Genomic DNA, 19,564 nt, shown 5'->3' with positions numbered 1-19,564 from the left:
GAGAAAATATGGATCCATTAACGCTCTCGATAGGAATTGGTCTAATAGTTGGACTAGTTTTTGTATCACTTTTAGGGTTATCTACAGGTGGTATGGTAGTACCTGGATATTTTGCTTTAGAAATGGGGGCTCCTGATAGGGTTATAGTCACTATTTTAATATCAATAGTAATCTTTGGTATTGTTAGATTGATGTCAAAGTTTATGATTATATACGGTAGAAGAAGGATTGCTATTACAGTACTTTTATCTTTTATATTAGGTACTATATGTAATGCTTTGTTTTCGCAGTATTTAACAACAAGTTTTTACTCTAATAACCTTCAGGTAATAGGATATATTATTCCAGGACTTATAACTTTATCTATAGATAGGCAGGGACTTATTGAAACAATAGGTTCTTTGTTAATAGCTTCAATTGTTATACGTTTATTATTAATAGTTTTAATTGGACCTCAAATAGTAGGAATATAGTATGAAAACGATGTATTGGCACCGTAAATTTTTATCACGTTATATAATTTTGTTTTTAACGGTATTTATGATTATTTCATTGTACATAGTTGAAGGAAATTTAGTCGTTGAAACAAAAGGGTACACTCAGAAGTTACAAGCAGCAAAAATGGCAGATTATGCTTTTGAGCAAACTGAAAGGCTATTTATGTCAAAAGGCTATTTATGCCCAAGAATGGGAGATATTTCTTGTACTGGATTAATAGGTCTATCAATGACTGAGATTACTACAGACTCTGGTGACTTGTATGCAAAAAGATCTTCTGTAAATCCTAATATGGCAGCACTTTTTGTTGAATGGTTAAGTCAGCTTAATTTAAAGGAAGGTGATACTGTTGCTGTGCAGGCAACGGGCTCTTATCCAGCATTAGATATAGCAATGCTGTCAGCTATAAAGACATTAAAGTTAAAACCTCTAATTATTTTCTCTGCAGGAGCTTCACAGTTTGGTGCAAATAGACCAGACTTTACTTGGCCAGATATATATCATAATTTAGTTGAGAAAGGGATATTTGACTATAAGGTTTTAGGTATAACTTTAGGAGGTTCTCATGATAATGGTTATGGAATGACTCCAAGAGCGATCTTAAAATTAAATGATGCAATAAAAAGAAATGGTTATGAGGTAATTAATATACCTTATAAAGATGCTACTAATACCTCTGTTAAAAAGCGTATGGAACTTTATAAGAAAGCAGCCGGTGAGAATAAAATTAAAGCTTATATAAACGTTGGCGGTAATATGGCATCTATAGGTCTTAAGCAGATTAAACCTAAAATAACTGATAAAAAAGATGATAATCATAAGAAAACATCAAAAACTAATAGTTCTGAGAAAATGATAGTTAAGTTACATAGTTTCCCTGCTGGAGTTACAAAAAGCTTACCACCTGAGTATAAGTATGTAAATTCTGTTGCAGTGAATTACTTAAAAGATGATGTGCCAGTTGTAAATGTTAGAGATATAAATAGTTCTATAATCAAAGACTATGGTTTAGCATATAATCCAACTACAGTTGTACCTCCTGGGCAAGGCGCTGTTTTCTCGCAGAAAAAATATAATACAACTCTAGCTGCAATACTATTAATAATTGATATTGCTTTAATTATCTTTATGGCATTTATTTCAAGAAAGTATCTAATTTCTTTTAAAACGAAGTAGTTATAAATTGCTTTGATTTTTAATTCAATTTATCATTTAACTAATATATATCAATTTTTTAGTTAATATGTTTTGTTACTATAATCTTAATAAGCTTATTTCAAGTTATCTTCCTGATGAAGAAAGACACAAAATAGCAAAAGCTTTTATATTTGGAGCGGATGCTCATGAGACACAAGTGCGAAGCTCAGGAGAGCCATACTTTACTCACCCTGTAGCAGTGGCATGTATATTAGCTGAGCTTAGGATGGATGTTGATACCGTTATTGCAGCATTATTGCATGATGTTGTAGAAGATACAGAGTATACGGCAGAAGATATTTCAGAGCGGTTTGGAGATAAGGTTGCTCAGCTTGTTGAAGGTGTGACAAAACTTACCCAAATTCGCCATAAAAATAAAGTTGAGCAACAAGCAGAAAATTTCCGAAAACTACTTTTATCTGTAACAAAAGATGTTCGAGTTATTTTTATAAAATTGGCTGATAGATTGCATAATATGCGAACTTTAGCTCCTTTGAAGCCTGAGAAGAAAAGAAGAGTCTCTAAAGAAACATTAGATGTGTTTGCACCATTAGCTCATAGATTAGGTATTAACACCTTAAAAGAGCAACTCGAGACGCTTGCATTTGAAGGAATGCATCCTTATAGATATCATATATTAGAAGAAAAAGTTAAAAAAGTAGAAAAGAATAAAGAAAAAGTTTTTTATCAAGTAAAAGAAGCTTTAGTTGAAAAACTAGGTGACCTAGTTACTTCTGATGATATAAAATCTAGAAAGAAAACTTTATATAGTATCTATAATAAAATGCGTAAGAAAGGTATCTCCTTTGATGAGATTATGGATATGTATGCATATAAAGTCATAGTACCTAATAGAATTGATTGTTATGTTGCATTAGGTAAGGTGCATGAGCTATATAAGCCGATTCCTCAAAGATTTAAAGATTATATAGCTACACCAAAAGCAAATGGTTATAGATCAATACATACTGTCGTTTCAGGTCCATATAATATTCCTTTAGAGATACAGATTAAAACTGAGCAAATGGATCGCCAAGCTGAGTACGGTATTGCGGCTCATTGGAGTTATAAGATTGGTGAAAAAACAGATAAAGCCTTACAAAGATGGCTTAAGAAAATTTCTGATATTAACGTTTATACAGCCAGTTCAGTTGAATTTTTGGAAAATGTCAAAGCAGATGTATTTAATAATGATGTTTTTGTCTTTACTCCTCAAGGAGAAATTGTTGAGTTACCTATAAATTCAACCTGTGTTGATTTTGCTTATTTTATACATACAGATATAGGGAATAAGTGTCTTTCTGCAAAGGTAAATAGAAAATCTGTGCCTCTTAATTATAGGCTTAAGCAAGGTGATCATGTTGAAATAGTTACTTCAGCAGTAGCAGATCCAAATCCTAGTTGGTTAAATTTTGTTGAAACAGGTAGGGCTAAGTCTGCCATTAAAGAGTTTTTAAAACAGCAATATAAAAACACAGACTATATAAAAGGTAAAGAACTTGTTGAGAGTCGACTTAAGTCTCTAGAAGTAGAGTTAAAAGAAGTACCAAATGAAATTATAGATGGAGCATTATTTAATTATGAAGGAATTGATACTATAAATCGTTTTTACTTAGATACAGGCTTAGGGTTAATAGATCCAAGTAATTTTATTGAATTTATTGTTAAGTATTTTGATGATATGCGCAATTCATACAACAAATCTTCTATATCTAAAATACAAATTAGATATGGTGATGATCCTCGCATTGCAGATTGTTGTTTACCGTTACCAAATGATGAAATCTTAGGAGTTGTTAATGATGATGGTAATGTTGAAGTGCATAGAAAAAGCTGTAATGAACTATATGCCAAGCTTAAGCAAGAAGATGTTAAGCAGATAGAAGCTGATTGGTTTGTAAATAGTGATGACGATCCAAGTTTTAAAACTCGTATTGCTATCACTCTTAAAAATATACCTGGGTCAATTGCAAAAATTACAGCAACACTTGCTAGAGAGGGTGTTGATATTAGAACCTTTGAAATGATGTCTGTAGATAATAAACATGCAAAATTAGCATCTATTGTGGTTGTTAGGAATAGAAGAGAGCTTTATCTATTAATTCGTTTGATAAGAAAATTAGACGTTTGTGTAAATGTGGAGAGAATCCTTAATATAACTAAAGATTAAATGTTAGTTCTAGCATTAAATGCGTGCAGTAATGTTTGTTGATCTAGATATTCTAATTCTCCTCCAAATGGAACTCCAAAGCCAATTCGAGAGATTTTTATATCACGACTAATCATTTGAGAAATAAAATGAGCAGTAGTCTCACCTTCTACGGTAGGACTTATAGCAAGTATTATTTCATCGATCTCACGTGACTCAATTATCTCAGATAAAATATCTAATTTAAGCTCATTAGGGCCGATTCCATCTAAAGGAGAGATTCTACCATTTAATATGAAATATTTACCTCTAAAAATTCCCGCCTCTTCAATAGCTATCATATCTAACATACTTTCAACTATGCATAACTTATTATCATTTCGGTTTGAACTATTGCATATATCACAAATAGTGTTTTCTGTGAGCGCTTGGCATTGCTGACATTTTGTGATTGTTTGAGTTGCCTCTAAAAGTGAGTTAGCAATAGCAATAGCTGTCTCTGGGGATTTATCTAGTAAATGTAACGCAAGTCGCTGTGATGACTTTTTACCGATAGTTGGTAATTTACGTAAAGATTCTATTACAGCTGTAATCTTCGGAGAGAATATCTTATTGTTCATTATTTGAAAGGAAAGTTCATTCCACTTGGTAAATCAATACCAGCATCTTTTGCCATTTTCTGAATATCTGTAGAAGAAGAGTTTTCTTCAACTTTCTTAACCGCGCTATTAACAGCAGCAGCAACTAAATCTTCTAACATTTCTTTATCTTCACTCATTAGAGAGCTATCAATGCTTACTGATTTAACATCGTACTTTCCAGTCATTGTTATTTTTACAAGCCCAGCTCCAGACTCTCCAGTAACTTCCATGTTATCACGTTGTTCTTGAGCTTTTTTCATTTGTTCTTGCATTTTTTGAGCTTGTTGCATTAGCTTTGACATATCAAAGTTCATTTTAGATCCTTAATTATTCTTACTTAAAATTTCTTTTACACATTCTAATATTTGTTCACTTGAGTCTTTTATCAATGTTTTTTTTGCAATTTGTGACATTTTTTCAAGTTGAGCTTTATTCTGTGATAGAGGCTTTATTATATCTATTAAATTTTCTAAAGTCATCTCTTGTTGTCTTAAGCAAAAACCAGCACCATTTTTGACAATATTTTGAGCATTAAAAAATTGATGATCATCAACTGCTGATGGTAGTGGTATAAATATTGCAGGTAATCCCGCAACAGCGCATTCAGAGACTGTTAGTGCACCAGCTCTACAAATTATCAAGTCTGCCCATTTGTATGCTGCTGCCATATCAAATATAAATGCTGAGATATCTTTAATATTTTCTACAGAAATATTTTTATAATTATCTTTAGTTTGCTCAAGTGTTAGCTTACCTGTTTGGTGCCAAACTTTAATATCAATATTTTGTTCTTTAGCTTTTGTAATTAAGCTTGGAATAATTTCATTTATAGCTTTTGCTCCTTGACTACCTCCAAGTATTAGAAGTTTTAGTTGAGGATTAGAGAAATCTTTAAGTTTGTCATTTAACTCAATTATATCCTTTCTTACAGGATTACCAACAACTTTTGTCCTAGCTAGTTGTTTTTCAGAAAAATGGTCTTTGATATTGTCTATATCAAATGCTAAGCATATTTTGCTAGCTAGTTTTGCTAAGATCCTATTTGTCAGCCCAATTTTTGCATTTTGCTCATGTATTATAATAGGTGTTTTGTTTTGAACTGCTGCAAGGCATATAGGTCCAGAAACATAACCCCCAAACCCTATTACAAGATCAGTTTTAAATTTTTTTAATATTGATCGAGCTTTAATTGTGCTAATTATTAACTTTAGAGGGAATGTGATTTTTTTGACGATTCCTTTTCTTCGAACGCCTGAGGATTTTATAAACTGGATATTAAAGTACTTAGGCACTATATTTGCTTCCATACTATTTGGAGTACCAACCCAGGTGACATTAGCTTTGTGTTGTCTCAATAGCTCAGCCACAGCTAAAGCTGGATATATATGACCTCCAGTTCCACCTGCGGTAATAATGATATTTTTATTTTCAAGATTCATATACTTTAATGACTAAAAATTTGTTTTTTACAAATTAATTTTAAAGTATTTTTATGCTATTATCATCAATTAGCTAAAATAAAAAACTCGGTTTGTTAAAGAGGGAATATGTCAGAAATTAATCACAATTATTTATATACAGAATCTAATGAGTGGGTAGAAGTTAAAGATAATATTGCAAGAGTAGGAATTGATGACTATTCGCAAAATGAATTTGGTGAGATTGTCTATGTAGATTTACCAAAAGTTGGTCAGGACTATTCTAAAGATGATGAGATTTGTGTTATTGAGTCTGTTAAAACAGCTTCTGATATTTACTCTCCATTATCTGGGAAAGTTGTAAAAGTTAATGAAGAGTTAGTAAATAACCCTAAGCTTATCAATAAATCATGCTATACAGATGGTTGGATATTTGAAATAGAGCTTAGTGATAAACAAGAAATAAATAATCTTTTGAAGCCAGAAGATTATAAAAATCATGTTGAATAAGAATCACTTCATATTAGTTCTTTTACTTTTTTTATCTCTTAACGTATTTGCATCAGAAAAATATCTAAATTACTGTAAAATATACAACCCTAAGAAAGGTATTGAGTATGAAACTCATACAAAGATATCTATAGATTTTTGTAAATATTATCTAAGATTGTGTAACGAAAAATATAATAATAAATGTAGGGCTGTAATGAATGGCTATCAAGGGCTTTATAATACAAATAAAGTTATAGCTACAATGCATGTTCTTTATAATGATGATTTTGATAGGCCAAATAACTAAAAATATTGTAAATGTTTAATAGTTTGTTTGGTTTTATAATCTAAAGTTTTGTACTCTACACACTAAGCATGATAAGTAATTTACATAGTTGACGCTATACCATATAATATAGCTCGTGCGTAATTTTATATTAATTTAAAAAAGAAGAAAAACATGATAAACATTACATTTCCTGATGGCTCGGTAAAAGAGTTTGAAAAAGGCGTTAATTCATTACAAGTTGCAAAATCTATCTCTCCAGGTTTAGCTAAAGCGACCGTAGGAGTGTATGTAAATGGTCAGTTGACAGATGCAAAAGATGCTATTGAGAATGACTGTGAGTTAAAACTTATTACGACAAAAGACTCTGATGGTTTAGAAATCCTACGTCACTCATGTGCTCATCTTTTAGCTCACGCAGTTAAAGAGTTATACCCTAAAACAGAGGTTACTATCGGACCTGTTGTTGAAAATGGCTTTTATTATGATTTTTCTTTTAAAGATAATATTGGTGAGTCGGATTTACCAAAAATAGAGAAGAAAATGAAAGAGCTTGCTAAAAAAGGTACTCCTGTTAGCTATAAAGTTGTTTCTAAAGATGAGGCTATAGAATTTTTTAAAGCTCAAGGTGAAAATTATAAAGTTGAAATAATTGATAGTATTCCAGCAGATCAGCAGATTAAAATTTATACTCAAGGTGAGTTTAGTGATCTATGCCGTGGTCCTCATATTCCAAGTACAGCAGTTTTAAAAGCATTTAAGTTAACTAAACTAGCTGGGGCATACTGGAGAGGTGATTCTAACAATGAAATGTTAACTAGAATCTATGGAACTTGTTGGGCTACTAAAGAAGATTTAGAGCAATATCTTCATATGATAGAAGAAGCTGAAAAACGTGATCATAGAAAAATTGGTAAAGCTTTAGATTTATTCCATTTCCAAGAAGAGTCTCCAGGAATAGCTTTTTGGCATGATAATGGAACTAGAATCTGGCGTGAAGTAGAAGACTATATGAGAGCTTCTAACAATAAGTATGGTTGTGGTGAAATTCGTACTCCATTAATAGCGGATTTTAGTCTATGGGAAAAATCTGGGCATGCTTCAAAATATGCTGAAAATATGTTCTCAACAAAATCAGAGAATAGAGATTTTGCAATTAGACCGATGAATTGCCCAACTTGTGTACAAGTCTATAATACTAAGCTACATAGTTATCGTGATCTACCAATTAGAATGGCTGAGTTTGGTATAGTACATAGAAATGAACCATCAGGATCTTTACATGGTTTGATGAGGGTTCGAAGCTTTACTCAAGATGATGGCCATATTTTCTGTTCACCTGAGCAAGTTGAAGAAGAAGTTATCTTAATGGTTAAACAATGTTTTGAGGTTTATAAAGATTTTGGCTTTAATGATTTTGATGTAAAGATTGCTCTAAGACCTGAAAATAGAATTGGTGATGATGAAACTTGGGATAAATCTGAGCAAATGCTTAAAAATGCTTTAGAGGCTAATAGTGTTGCTTATGAGTTGTTACCAGGTGAGGGCGCTTTTTATGGACCTAAGATCGAGTTTCATCTAAAAGATGCCATTGGTAGAAGTTGGCAGTGTGGTACAATACAGCTAGATTTCTCTATGCCACAAAGATTAGGTGCTACTTATATTGATAAGAATGGCGATAAGCAAGTTCCTGTAATGTTACATAGAGCTATAGTTGGTTCTTTAGAAAGGTTTATTGGTATGCTTATTGAGCATTATGCAGGTAACCTACCATTATGGCTAACTCCGACACAAGTTGTTGTAACTGGAATTAGTAATTATCAAGATGAGTACTGTAAAGAAGTTTTCGAAGCTTTAGAAAAAAATGGTATTCGCACAAAAATAGACTTGAGAAATGAGAAAATAGGGTTTAAAATACGTGAGCATACTCTTTTACGTGTTCCTTACCTTATTATTCTAGGTAAAAATGAGCAAGAGCAAAAAGTTGTAAATATAAGAAAACATAATGGTGAAGCATTAGGACAAATGTCTGTAGATGATTTCTGTGTTTTTTTAAAAGAGCAAATAAAAGCTAAAAAATAATAATTTCTGTGGAGGAAAAAAGTTATTAAAACGGATAAAAAAGCACCTATTAATGAGCAAATAAAAGCTAAAGAGGTGCGTCTAGTTGGTGTTGATGGAGAGCAAATTGGAATTGTGTCGATCAATGAAGCTTTAGCATTGGCTGAAGAAGCTGATGTTGATTTGGTTGAAATGGTAGCAAATGCTAAGCCACCAGTTTGTCGTTTGATGGACTATGGTAAGTACTTATTTGAACAAGGTAAGAAAAAAGCACAAGCTAAAAAGAACCAAAAACAGACACAGGTAAAAGAAGTAAAACTTAGACCTGTGACTGATGTAGGGGACTATCAGGTAAAACTACGCAACCTGATAAAGTTCTTAGAAAAAGGCGATAAAGTAAAAGTTACGCTGAGATTCAGAGGTAGAGAAATGTCACACAAAGAATTAGGTATGGAAATGCTTAAGCGTATGGCAAATGATGCTGCTGAACACGGTGTAGTGGAACACCAACCTAAAATGGAAGGTCGCCAAATGATTATGGTTTTAGGACCAAAGAAAAAGTAGTAAATAAAAATAACAATTAATACAAATGCGGAGTATTTAAAAATGCCTAAGTTAAAAACTAAGAGTGGTGCTGCTAAGCGCTTTAAAAAGACTGGTAAAGGTGGTTTCAAACACCGTTGTGCAAATCGTGCTCATATCAACACTAAAATGACTACTAAAAGAAAACGTCATTTAAGAGGTATGAATCAAGTAGCTAAGGTTGACACACCTAGCTTAGTTCAACAAATGCCTTACGCATAATATTGAACGTAGATTTGTTTATCAATTTTTAAAGTGGAGATTAAATTATGTCAAGAGTAAAAAGAGGCGTAACAGCACGCGCACGTCATAAGAAAGTTTTAAAACAAGCTAAAGGTTACTACGGAGCTCGTTCAAGAGTATACAGAGTAGCTAAACAAGCTGTAATTAAAGCAGGTCAATATGCATATAGAGACCGTAAAGTTAAGAAAAGAACATTCAGATCGCTTTGGATTGTTCGTATTAATGCTGCTGCTAGACAGCATGATATTAGCTATAGCCAATTAATCAACGGCTTAAACAAAGCTGGTGTTGAGCTAGATAGAAAAGCATTAGCTGAATTAGCTGTATACAACAAAGATGCATTTGCTGCAGTTGTAGAAAAAGCAAAAGCTGCTTTAGCTTAATAATAGTTTATATAGTATCTATTCAAAATTTCAAAACTTAAGTGAAATACTTAAATCCTTTACTTATTAAAAGATTATCTATCATAATTTTTTTTAGTTTAGGAATGTTCTTATTCTTTATTCTAAACGGATTTAAGTACTTTAATTTGAGAGAACTACAATTAGCTTACAATAAAGCAAGCTTATATGTTATAGAACATATTATATTATCATCTTTTATATATGCTTTAATATATATGCTTACAGTTTTTTTCTCAGTTCCTATAAAACCTTTTTTAAAGATATTAGCTGGATTATTATTTGGATTATATTTAGGGTTTGTGATCTCTCTATTATCCGCAACTACAGGGGCTATGTTAACATTTTTAATTATAAAGTATACTTGGGGAGAAAGCTTTAGTAATTCAAAAATTAAGGTTGTTTCTAAGTTTAAGTCTCTTGTAATTAAACATCCTATCTTAATTCTATTTGTTGCTAGATTAACGCCTATACCTTTTTTTATACCTAATGTTTTAGCTGCTATCTTAAAAGTTAAAAATAGTATTTTCTTTTTTACTACTTTGCTGGGGATAATACCTTTTACATTTATATATGTTTGGTTTGGAGTACATTTTAAAGATACTATAGCAGCGAATACTTCTAATAGTTTCGTTGATTATAAATTTGTACTTGCTTTGAGTGTATTAGGCCTAATGTCTTTAATACCTTTTATATTTAAGGCTTACTATAAAAAAGTGAAAAAATAGCAAATATCTAAGCGTACTTTGTTAGGCCATTTATCTTATAAACTTTTAGCTTAACATAGCGTACTAGAGATCTATCTTGAATATGTAATACTTCTTTAGCATTTTTAGGTTGTACTTTTTCAATATCAATAATTGATCTATTTAACATTAGTCCATGAGTATGAGTTAAAAGTTCATTTTTACTTGCAAAAGGATTGTTATATAAAACAGAAGATAGTTCTTTATTAACCTTTGTTAATTTCTTGTCATGGAAATTACTAACCACACCCATGATAGCAAAATTAACATCATTCTCTTTATATTCTTTTTCATCATAGTAATTAGGTTCTGTGCACAAAAATAAATTCTCATCGAAGCCAAATAAAAGTACAAGCTAATTTAATCATACCCAGATATGCTGAAATGGTTTTATCAAACCTAGAAAATACTCTTCTAAAATGCTTAATTTTAGAAAAGAAATTCTCAATCAAATGTCTTTCTTTGTATATTTGAATATCAAAATCTATAGGGTTTATAGTATTTGATTTGCAGGGAATAACAGCTTCAGAGGATATATTTTGAATATGTTCTCTAATTTCATTAGAGTGATATGCTCTATCAGCGATAACTTTTGTATTATATACCTTCTGTAGTAGGTCTATTGCCACTTTACTATCATGAGTTTTACCTTCTGACAGTAATACTTCCAGCGGGTTGCCTAAAGCATCGGTCATAGCATGAATCTTGGTGGTTACTCCACCAACTGATCTACCAATTGCTTGGTTATCATTCTTGTCATATCCTGTAGCACAGGCATGTGCTCTTGCTATCGTTGAGTCAAGCATAACTTCTTGTAAATCAGGATTTTGCACTGACTTAAATAATTTAGAGAATATGTCTTTATCACTCCAATCCTTAAAACGCTTATGTATTGATCTATATTTACCATAATAAAATGGTAACATTCTCCATTGGCAGCCTGTACGTAATACATAAAATACTGCTTCAATAAACAATCTTAATTTGTCTTCATCATTGGTATGTATACCTTTTTGTGATTTTAAGAATAATAAAATACTTGACCAGAATACTTCTTTTATATGATAATGCATTTGCTAAACCCTTGGTATTTATTGTCTTTCAACTTCTAAATAACAACGGTTTAGCTATTTTCAATCTAATTTAGCTTTTTTTGTGCACAGAACCTATTAGAGTTATTAAATATATTTTCTCTGTTAATAGGAGCTTTAGTTATAGCTTCTGCATTTACTGTTGAAAATTGCGCACAGCCAACAACAGCAAATGGAGATCTTAGTTGTTTATATATCTGTCTATATATATCGGCTAAAGAGTATTCATGATCAAAAGAAAAGTATTTAACATAGTAGTTAACAGGAGTATTTTTAGGAATAAGAAAAATTCCTGTAGTAACAAATTCAGGCCCCCACATCAAAGGGTCTCTCTCTGTGCGGCTTACATCTGTCCGTGATGAATAGATCATATTATTAAGTAAAATACATTCGCCCAAATTATAGACACTTTGAGGCGAGCCAAGTTCAAAACCATAATCAAAATCACTGGCAAGAAAACGTTTATGTTGTAGTTCTTCTGGAACAATACCATGAATAACATTATCAACATGGCCAATATATGCTAGAGTTTCTGCATTATCATTTTGTTTTTCAAAGAAAATCATAATTAATTACCTAAATTTGCCTCATGAGCTTTTGTAAATAGATCAATATTATCAGAATAATCTATTTCTATGTCTATTACTGTAGGTTTATTAGAGTTTAAATAATTATTATATACTTCTGTAATATCATTAGGTTGGTTTATTTGGACCCCATTAGCTCCAAACGCAGCTGCAAATTTTGGTATATCAATATTTCCAAGTTTAACAGATGCATCTCTTTTATATTTCATCTCTTGCTGTTCTTTTACCATATTGTAACTACCATCTCTCCAGACAAAGTGAATAATATTGATGTTTTCTCGAACTGCAGTTTCTAGTTCCATCGCTGAGAATAAAAAACCGCCATCGCCGGAAATACTTATTACTTTTTTATTAGGGTTAGACAGTTTGACAGCCATTGCCCAAGGTAGCCCAACACCTAAGGTTTGTTGCCCATTACTAAAAAGTAATTGGTGAGGTTTATGGGATATTAGATACCTAGCTAACCACATATATACAGATCCAACATCGCAACATATAATTGTATAGTCATCTATAATTTTATTAAGTTCATAGATAAATCTTAGAGGGTGGATAGTGTTATTTTTGCCTATCTTACTTTTACCTTCCCTTATTTTATCAAAGAGTTCATCCTGAAGGTTTTTGTATGAATGAATACTAATATCTGTTATACGATTTGATAAGTGTTCAATATTCTCTTTTATATTTCCAAGTAATTCACACTCAGGTTGATATGTTGTATGTATATTTGCAGGATGGTAGTTTATATGGATTATCTTTTTAGACGATTCTGCATTCCAGATCTCAGGATCATACTCACATAGATTAAACCCTACAGTTATTACTAAATCAGACTTTTGAAGTAGTTTATCACCAGGCTGGTTTTTAAATAAGCCAACTCTGCCATAAAAACAAAATAAAAGATTTTTAGGTATAACTCCTGCTCCTTGATATGTTGATATTGCAGGAATTTGATATTTACGTATAAGCTTAATGATAGCCTCTGTATTTTCAGGTCTAGAAGCTTCCTGTCCTAAAAGTAAAATAGGTCTTTTAGAGTTAGCAATATATTGACAAGCTTTTGTAACTTCTTCTTTATTTGCATGTCCATAGTTTATATTTATTAAGTTTGAGCATGGTATAGCTTTAGTTTGATTAGAAAGTATATCTTGAGGGAGGCTTATAAAACATGATCCTGCTTGGGGAGATGTTGAAAGTCTAAAGGCATTTGCTATTACCTCAGGGATAATATCAGCGGTTGTCACCTCAATAGATGATTTTGTAACATTTTCAAGTAGTTTTGCATTATCAGTGTTTTGATGAGTTTCTCTGAATTTCATACTTAGGGGAACGTTACCTCCTAAAGCTACAATAGGATCTCCTTCTGTTGTTGCGGTTAAAAGGCCTGTAGCTAAATTTGCTACACCAGGACCTGAAGTGACTAGTACAACTCCAGGTTTTCCAGTAACTCTGCCATATGCAGCAGCCATAAAAGCAGCATTTTGCTCATGCCTACATAGGATAACTTTAATATTTGAATCCACTAGAGCGTCAAAAACAGCATCGATTTTTGCACCAGGTATACCAAAAACATATTCTACTTTTTGTCTTTCTAGACATTTAACAACAAGTTGAGCACCTGATAACATAATAGCTCTCCTAAATTTATGAAAATAATAGATTAATACATAATAAGATAGCTCAAAATAGATGTATATACCATATACTATAAGCAAGTTCATTTTAAAAATTGAAAGGAATTTTTTGATGTCAAAGTATAGTTTTATGGATGATTACAGCGAAGGTTGTCATCCTAATATTCTTAGAGTACTAAATGATACTAACCTTATTCAGCAAATGGCTTATGGTAATGATGAATATTCTTATCAAGCAAAAAAACTAATATCTAAACATCTTAATAAGGTTGGTGTTGATATACATTTTGTTGCAGGTGGCACACTTGCTAATTTAATCTGCATTTCTAGTATACTAAAGCCTTATGAAGCAATAATTTCTGCAGGAAGCGGTCATATTGCTTTGCGAGAGGCAGGAGCAATTGAAGCAACAGGGCATAAGATAATTTCTGTGAGTTCAGCAAATGGAAAGTTGACTTCTAATGATATTAAAGAAGTGCTTAAGAATAACTCTCACACTCCACATATGGCAAAACCTAAATTAGTCTATATATCAAATTCAACAGAGCTTGGAACTATATATACAAAAGCTGAACTACAAAAGTTATCAACAATATGTAAAGCAAATGATTTACTCTTGTTTATTGATGGAGCAAGGCTAGGTGCTGCTTTGACAGCTAAAAATAATGATTTGACTTTGACAGATATTGTAGAGTCTGCAGATATATTTTGGATAGGCGGAACTAAAACGGGAATTTTATTTGGCGAGGCTATAGTTATTCCAAATAAAAGGTTAGCTTATGAGTTTGATTTTAATATTAAGCAACGAGGGGCTTTATTAGCTAAAGGTAGGGTGTTAGGTCTTCAATTCAGAGAATTATTCTCTAATAATCTTTTTTTTGATCTAGCTAGACATGCTAATAAAATGGCAGAAAAGCTTTCGCAAGCAATAATTGATGCTGGTTTTAGATTATTGCAACCTACACAAAGCAATCAGGTTTTTGCTATTTTTCCAAATACTTTAATTAAAACTCTTCAAGAGAAGTTTGCATTTTTTGTTATGAATGAAATTGATGAACAAAGCTCTATGGTACGGCTAGTTACTTCTTGGGCTACAATAGAGGAAAAAGTAGATGATTTTATAAAGGAAATAATTAAATAAATAGTAGGGTGTTCTATATGAAAATAAAACATATAATTAACGCAAAGACTAATAATATAGGTAGTTTAGAAGTTAGGCGAGTTCTACCAACAGCAAAACAAAGAATGGTTGGTCCATGGATATTTTTTGATCATTTTGGACCAGTTGAGTTACTGGTTGGAGATTGTATGGATGTTAGACCACATCCTCATATTAATCTGGCAACAGTTACGTATTTGTTTGAAGGAGAAATTTATCATAGAGATTCATTAGGGACTGCTCAATTGATATTGCCAGGAGAAGTAAATCTTATGGTAGCAGGTAAGGGAATTACACATTCTGAACGTGAAAGAGATGAGACTAAACTAAAAAATCGTACTCTTCATGGTATACAGCTTTGGTATGCTTTACCTAAGTCTTATGAAGAGATTGAACCTGATTTTTATCATTACTCTAGTGATGTATTACCAGAGTTTGCTATAAATAATATAAGCTTTAAACTTTTAATTGGCGATGCTTATGGTTATAAATCTCCAGTAAAAACATATAGTCGAACTTTATATATTGAGATTAATATTCCTAAGGCTGGCTCTATTGCATTGCCAACCGAAGAAGAGTTAGCTATCTATGTAATTAAAGGTAAGATTGAGTATGATAAAAATATTATAAAAAGTCACACGATGCTTGTGATAGATAGTGAGGAAATGTCTAAATTAAATGCTTTATCTGATTCACAGGTTATTATAATTGGTGGAGATAAACTTTCTCATAGATTTATTGAGTGGAACTTTGTTTCAAGTAGTAGACAAAGAATTAATCAAGCAAAAGATGATTGGGTAAATGGCAAGTTTAAAAAAGTATATGATGATGAAGAGGAGTTCATTCCATTGCCAAAATAGAAGGAGTTAAAGCTATATGTTTTATTATTAAGGTTATAGCTTAGGCTAATCGTTATATTTAGTGATTATTTTTATGAATAATAACATAGTAATAAACGTACAAATAAATAAACTAACTCCTAAGCCAAAAGTACTTTCTATATGTAAGAAATTAATAATAGCATTTATTAGTGATGTTCCGGACATTTGCAGAAATCCAGAAACTGCCGCAGCAGTCCCCGCAATTGTTGTAAAAGGAATTAAAGATAATGCGACTGTATTTGAAAATGTTAATCCAAGTCCCACTGTTAGAATAAATAAAAAACTTAGTAAAATTATTAAATTTAGTCCAGTTAATCCAATAATGATTATCCCTATACTAGAGGTAAAAGCGCAAGCGATTCCTATTAGAATTTGATATCGACATCTAATAGAATTTCTCAAATGGTGAACTAAAAAATTACCAAGAATATAACCAAATGCTGGAATCATTATTAATGTACCATAAGCAGCTTCTGATAAGTGAAATTTTTTTTCAAAAATAAATGGACTAACTGCAAGATATAATATTTGAGAAGAATATATAAAAATAATCATAAAAACACATAGTAAATACTGTTCATGAAAGAATAAATCCTTTAAAACATATAAAATACTTTTATTGTTTTTCTTTTTACTCAATTCTCTATAATGTGTCTCAGGTAAAAAATAAATAATAGCTAAAATTATAATAATCATATAAATAAGTAAGCTAGCAAATATCATTTGCCAATTAAAAAAACTTGCGATAAGACCTCCAATAAAGGGAGCAATAGCTGGAGTTATAGAAACTACCATGATTAGTATAGCAAAAGCAGATGGTAAATCATTTTTTGAGAAGCTATCACGAATAACTGCTCTTGCTAGAACAGCTGCTGCACCAGCTCCAATACCTTGAAAAAATCTTGAGATGAAAAAGATTTTTGAATTATGAGAGAATAAAAGTAATAAAATTGTAGCTAAAATTAAAATAATATAGCCAATTAATAAGCAAGGTTTTCTTCCAAAATAATCAGATAGAAAACCGTAAAAAAGTTGTGAAATACCATAAGCTAATAAGAAGATAGTTATACTAGACTGTGCTAAGCCTACATTTATAGATAAAGATTTAGCAATAGCTGGTAATGATGGTAGATAAAGGGTGATGCATAGTTGTCCAATTGTTACAAAAAATATTGTAATAAATAAGATATGTCTTAGTTTTTTTGAATGTCTTAGCATGTTTTCTCCTATTTACTGAACGATCGATAAATATGTTATCAAATATTGATCAAGTGTTCAATATTTGTTGAAGTCTTATTTTAGAAAGATTAATTTACTAAACAATAAGGTTTTATAGATATTAGAGTTAAACAATATAAATAGACAATATGTTGTATAATTGTTCTTTAAAATTATTCTGGAATTAGTAGTTTTAAGAAGTTTTAATATTTTGTTTTAAATTTTATATAGTTTCAATCTCACCATTTTTCTTAGCCATAATAACAGTATCAGCTGGCTTAAGAGCGAAGATACCATTAGTCACAACGCCAGTTATTTGGTTTAATTGGCTTTCAAGTTTTAGAGGATTGTCGATTTTTAGATTATATACATCTAGAATAACATTACCATTATCAGTGACTGTCTGCTCTCTATATACAGGCTGACCACCTAGCTTAACTATTTCTCTAGCAACAAAGCTTCTAGCCATAGGGATAACTTCTACAGGAAGAGGAAACTCGCCTAGAGTATTCACTTTTTTAGATTCATCAATAATACAGATGAATTTTTTTGCTGCGGCAACACATATTTTCTCGCGTGTAAGAGCAGCACCACCACCTTTGATAAGCTCTTTATGGTTGTTGCATTCATCAGCACCATCAATATATAAATCAATCTCCACAGCATAATTAAGATCAACTACTTCAAAACCTAATTCTTTAAGTTTTTTTGTTGAGTCTTCAGAGCTTGATACAACAGTCTTTATTTTATCTTTATAGTTAACTAGTTCTTGTATAAGAAAACCAACTGTACTGCCTGTACCAACACCTAGAGTGATTTCTGATTTTATATATTTTGCAGCTTCAATAGCAGCCGCTTTTTTTAGTTCGTCTTGATTACTTTTTTTATTAAAAAACATTTCTAAAATTTTCTCTGATTAAGTATATTGCTAAAAAAGCTTCCTTTCACAATATATATAATTATACATGCAATACTAGCTATAAACTGCCACATTATTGACATTGGTAAGAATATATATCCAATAGTTACAAATATGCAAATAAAAGGAATAACTATGCGTAAAATTATATTAAATAATGGAGAAAGTTTTGTATTAGTATGTTTTAAGATTTCATAACTTAGTTTTTGGGCGTCATAGATCCATCCAATAACAAAAACATCAAATAAAAATAGGAAGATTATTAGAAGGTGGAAGCCAAACATATCAGAGAAGTCTATATATGCTATTCCAGTTTCGATAAGCCCTATAGTCATTATTAGTGGTATTATTAGGAAAAGAAGTTTTGTGTATATGTTGTCACCTAATCTATAAATGTATTTTAGAGCAGCTATAAATACTACAAGGTTTAATGTTGTAAATACAACCTCAAGTAATAAGTAGTATGTTGGTGAATTTGCTTTAACAATTTGGAATACTAATTCTATAGGCATTGCTTCATTAGGCTGTAAGTAAGTTCTATAGTTGCCTAGCATTGAGTATATTGTTATACATATTATAAGTGAAAAAATAATGTTATAAAAAACACTTTTAAAAGACGCGACTTTAAGCTTTTTATAGTCGTTATCAACGATATTTATTATATTTTTGTAGAATGCGATAGATATAAAGTTACTCAAAATAGCATATACTAGGGCAAGTGCTAACATACTGCGTAATTGTTCAGTATTTTGATAGTTTAGCTCAAATAAGAAATCATGGATACCGTTTATACTTTGAGGTAGATATATTACCATCAGCATTAAAATTATAACTAGATATAGAGATATATGAGCAGCTGTTTTAAGTAGGTTATTTAGGTTTATCTTTTCAAGATTAGTTAGAACAAATAATATAAAGATAATAATAAATACAGCTGTTAATGATGAATATATTGGTATATCTGTATCAAACTTTAAGCTAGCATCACTTAGTCTATCTATAGCAGGGATATTATCAAAGAAATCTAAAACATATGTTGCCATATTAAACATTATCAATGAAACTAGAATTATCATTGCTCCAGCAAGTAGAATGCTTATTGGTTTAAGCTTAGATGTACCTGTAATGTGAGCAATTAATTTACTATGAGAAGTTAGTTGAGGTAAGGTTTTTTGTAAGTATATTGCAGCTAAATTCATTGGATAGCAAAGTAGTATTAAAAAAGCTACATAAGCATAAAAGAATTCAAGTCCGTTATATTTAAATACATTTGTAAAAAAGCTGAAGCTAAAACATGTAGCTGTTGAAACGAGACCTATAACTAACGGAGTAGATGTTTGCTTAATCTTCATTTATTTTCC

At 31.1% G+C, this 19,564-nt stretch carries 22 protein-coding genes; 12 read left to right on the top strand and 10 right to left on the bottom strand.

Annotation, left to right across the window (positions count from 1 at the left end):
* Positions 1-8: 8 nt before the first annotated feature.
* From pgsC to FIP56_RS06970, 3 genes are all read left to right on the top strand, one after another.
* On the top strand, positions 9-473 hold the full coding sequence (gene pgsC / locus FIP56_RS06980) for a poly-gamma-glutamate biosynthesis protein PgsC (protein ID WP_072712710.1): 465 nt from the start codon (positions 9-11) through the stop codon (positions 471-473).
* A gap of 1 nt (position 474) precedes the next feature.
* A complete protein-coding gene (pgsW, locus tag FIP56_RS06975) occupies positions 475-1,674 on the top strand; it encodes a poly-gamma-glutamate system protein (RefSeq protein ID WP_192578217.1) in 1,200 nt (399 codons plus the stop codon).
* 67 nt (positions 1,675-1,741) lie between these two features.
* Positions 1,742-3,865 carry a bifunctional (p)ppGpp synthetase/guanosine-3',5'-bis(diphosphate) 3'-pyrophosphohydrolase gene (locus tag FIP56_RS06970; protein WP_192578216.1) on the top strand — a complete coding sequence of 708 codons (2,124 nt, stop codon included), beginning with the start codon at positions 1,742-1,744 and terminating at the stop codon, positions 3,863-3,865.
* On the opposite strand, the gene recR is transcribed toward FIP56_RS06970, so the two are convergent.
* The 3 genes from recR to murG are packed head-to-tail and all read right to left on the bottom strand — an operon-like array spanning position 3,862 to position 5,924.
* Positions 3,862-4,464 carry a recombination mediator RecR gene (recR, locus tag FIP56_RS06965; RefSeq protein WP_192578215.1) on the bottom strand — a complete coding sequence of 201 codons (603 nt, stop codon included), beginning with the start codon at positions 4,462-4,464 and terminating at the stop codon, positions 3,862-3,864. The genes FIP56_RS06970 and recR overlap by 4 nt on opposite strands.
* On the bottom strand, positions 4,464-4,799 hold the full coding sequence (locus FIP56_RS06960; RefSeq protein ID WP_192578214.1) for a YbaB/EbfC family nucleoid-associated protein: 336 nt from the start codon (positions 4,797-4,799) through the stop codon (positions 4,464-4,466). The genes recR and FIP56_RS06960 overlap by 1 nt, the downstream gene beginning before the upstream one ends.
* A gap of 9 nt (positions 4,800-4,808) precedes the next feature.
* Complete coding sequence (gene murG / locus FIP56_RS06955) at positions 4,809-5,924, bottom strand: undecaprenyldiphospho-muramoylpentapeptide beta-N-acetylglucosaminyltransferase (RefSeq protein ID WP_192578213.1); 1,116 nt, start codon at positions 5,922-5,924, stop codon at positions 4,809-4,811.
* A 108-nt stretch (positions 5,925-6,032) separates the two neighbouring features.
* Between murG and gcvH the strand changes: the two genes are divergently transcribed.
* From gcvH to FIP56_RS06920, 7 genes are all read left to right on the top strand, one after another.
* Positions 6,033-6,413: a glycine cleavage system protein GcvH gene (gene gcvH / locus FIP56_RS06950; RefSeq protein WP_192578212.1), complete on the top strand. Its 381-nt coding sequence runs from the start codon at positions 6,033-6,035 to the stop codon at positions 6,411-6,413.
* On the top strand, positions 6,403-6,702 hold the full coding sequence (locus tag FIP56_RS06945; protein ID WP_192578211.1) for a hypothetical protein: 300 nt from the start codon (positions 6,403-6,405) through the stop codon (positions 6,700-6,702). Before gcvH ends, FIP56_RS06945 begins: the two co-directional genes overlap by 11 nt.
* A 153-nt stretch (positions 6,703-6,855) precedes the next feature.
* Complete coding sequence (gene thrS / locus FIP56_RS06940) at positions 6,856-8,763, top strand: threonine--tRNA ligase (RefSeq protein WP_192578210.1); 1,908 nt, start codon at positions 6,856-6,858, stop codon at positions 8,761-8,763.
* A 6-nt stretch (positions 8,764-8,769) separates the two neighbouring features.
* Entirely contained in the window at positions 8,770-9,306 is a 537-nt protein-coding gene (infC, locus tag FIP56_RS06935) for a translation initiation factor IF-3 (protein WP_192578865.1), read from the top strand.
* Positions 9,307-9,348: 42 nt separating this feature from the next.
* Positions 9,349-9,546 (top strand): 50S ribosomal protein L35, encoded by a 198-nt coding sequence (gene rpmI / locus FIP56_RS06930; RefSeq protein ID WP_088772172.1) that lies wholly within the window; start codon positions 9,349-9,351, stop codon positions 9,544-9,546.
* Between the two features lie 47 nt (positions 9,547-9,593).
* Complete coding sequence (gene rplT / locus FIP56_RS06925) at positions 9,594-9,950, top strand: 50S ribosomal protein L20 (RefSeq protein ID WP_004287992.1); 357 nt, start codon at positions 9,594-9,596, stop codon at positions 9,948-9,950.
* A 41-nt stretch (positions 9,951-9,991) separates the two neighbouring features.
* Positions 9,992-10,696 (top strand): VTT domain-containing protein, encoded by a 705-nt coding sequence (locus tag FIP56_RS06920; RefSeq protein ID WP_209451831.1) that lies wholly within the window; start codon positions 9,992-9,994, stop codon positions 10,694-10,696.
* A 7-nt stretch (positions 10,697-10,703) separates the two neighbouring features.
* Here the strand turns inward: FIP56_RS06920 and FIP56_RS06915 are convergent, their stop codons facing one another.
* The 4 genes from FIP56_RS06915 to alsS all read right to left on the bottom strand — a co-directional run bounded on the left by FIP56_RS06915 (position 10,704) and on the right by alsS (position 14,020).
* Positions 10,704-11,033, bottom strand: a complete 330-nt coding sequence (locus FIP56_RS06915; RefSeq protein WP_245323062.1) for a hypothetical protein — start codon at positions 11,031-11,033, stop codon at positions 10,704-10,706.
* 10 nt (positions 11,034-11,043) lie between these two features.
* Positions 11,044-11,787 (bottom strand): IS5 family transposase, encoded by a 744-nt coding sequence (locus FIP56_RS06910; RefSeq protein ID WP_192576991.1) that lies wholly within the window; start codon positions 11,785-11,787, stop codon positions 11,044-11,046.
* A gap of 65 nt (positions 11,788-11,852) precedes the next feature.
* On the bottom strand, positions 11,853-12,371 hold the full coding sequence (locus FIP56_RS06905; protein WP_245323061.1) for a hypothetical protein: 519 nt from the start codon (positions 12,369-12,371) through the stop codon (positions 11,853-11,855).
* A gap of 2 nt (positions 12,372-12,373) precedes the next feature.
* Positions 12,374-14,020, bottom strand: a complete 1,647-nt coding sequence (alsS, locus tag FIP56_RS06900; protein WP_192578209.1) for an acetolactate synthase AlsS — start codon at positions 14,018-14,020, stop codon at positions 12,374-12,376.
* 118 nt (positions 14,021-14,138) lie between these two features.
* On the opposite strand from alsS, the gene FIP56_RS06895 reads away from it, so the two are divergent.
* Entirely contained in the window at positions 14,139-15,167 is a 1,029-nt protein-coding gene (locus FIP56_RS06895; protein ID WP_192578208.1) for an aminotransferase class I/II-fold pyridoxal phosphate-dependent enzyme, read from the top strand.
* Between the two features lie 17 nt (positions 15,168-15,184).
* Positions 15,185-16,045, top strand: coding sequence for a pirin family protein (locus tag FIP56_RS06890; protein ID WP_192578207.1), 861 nt, complete (start codon positions 15,185-15,187; stop codon positions 16,043-16,045).
* Positions 16,046-16,090: 45 nt separating this feature from the next.
* Here FIP56_RS06890 and FIP56_RS06885 read toward each other — a convergent pair whose 3' ends face one another.
* The 3 genes from FIP56_RS06885 to FIP56_RS06875 form a co-directional block, all read right to left on the bottom strand.
* On the bottom strand, positions 16,091-17,284 hold the full coding sequence (locus FIP56_RS06885) for a Bcr/CflA family efflux MFS transporter (RefSeq protein WP_192578206.1): 1,194 nt from the start codon (positions 17,282-17,284) through the stop codon (positions 16,091-16,093).
* A 223-nt stretch (positions 17,285-17,507) separates the two neighbouring features.
* A complete protein-coding gene (rpiA, locus tag FIP56_RS06880) occupies positions 17,508-18,182 on the bottom strand; it encodes a ribose-5-phosphate isomerase RpiA (RefSeq protein ID WP_192578205.1) in 675 nt (224 codons plus the stop codon).
* Between the two features lie 2 nt (positions 18,183-18,184).
* Positions 18,185-19,555, bottom strand: coding sequence for a hypothetical protein (locus FIP56_RS06875; RefSeq protein ID WP_192578204.1), 1,371 nt, complete (start codon positions 19,553-19,555; stop codon positions 18,185-18,187).
* Positions 19,556-19,564 lie beyond the last annotated feature (9 nt).

It is taken from the genome of Francisella sp. LA112445 (genome assembly GCF_012224145.1).
In the GTDB taxonomy this organism is placed as follows: Bacteria; Pseudomonadota; Gammaproteobacteria; order Francisellales; family Francisellaceae; genus Francisella.
Note: the sequence above shows the minus strand (reverse complement) of the source record. Positions and strands in the feature narration are given on the sequence as shown.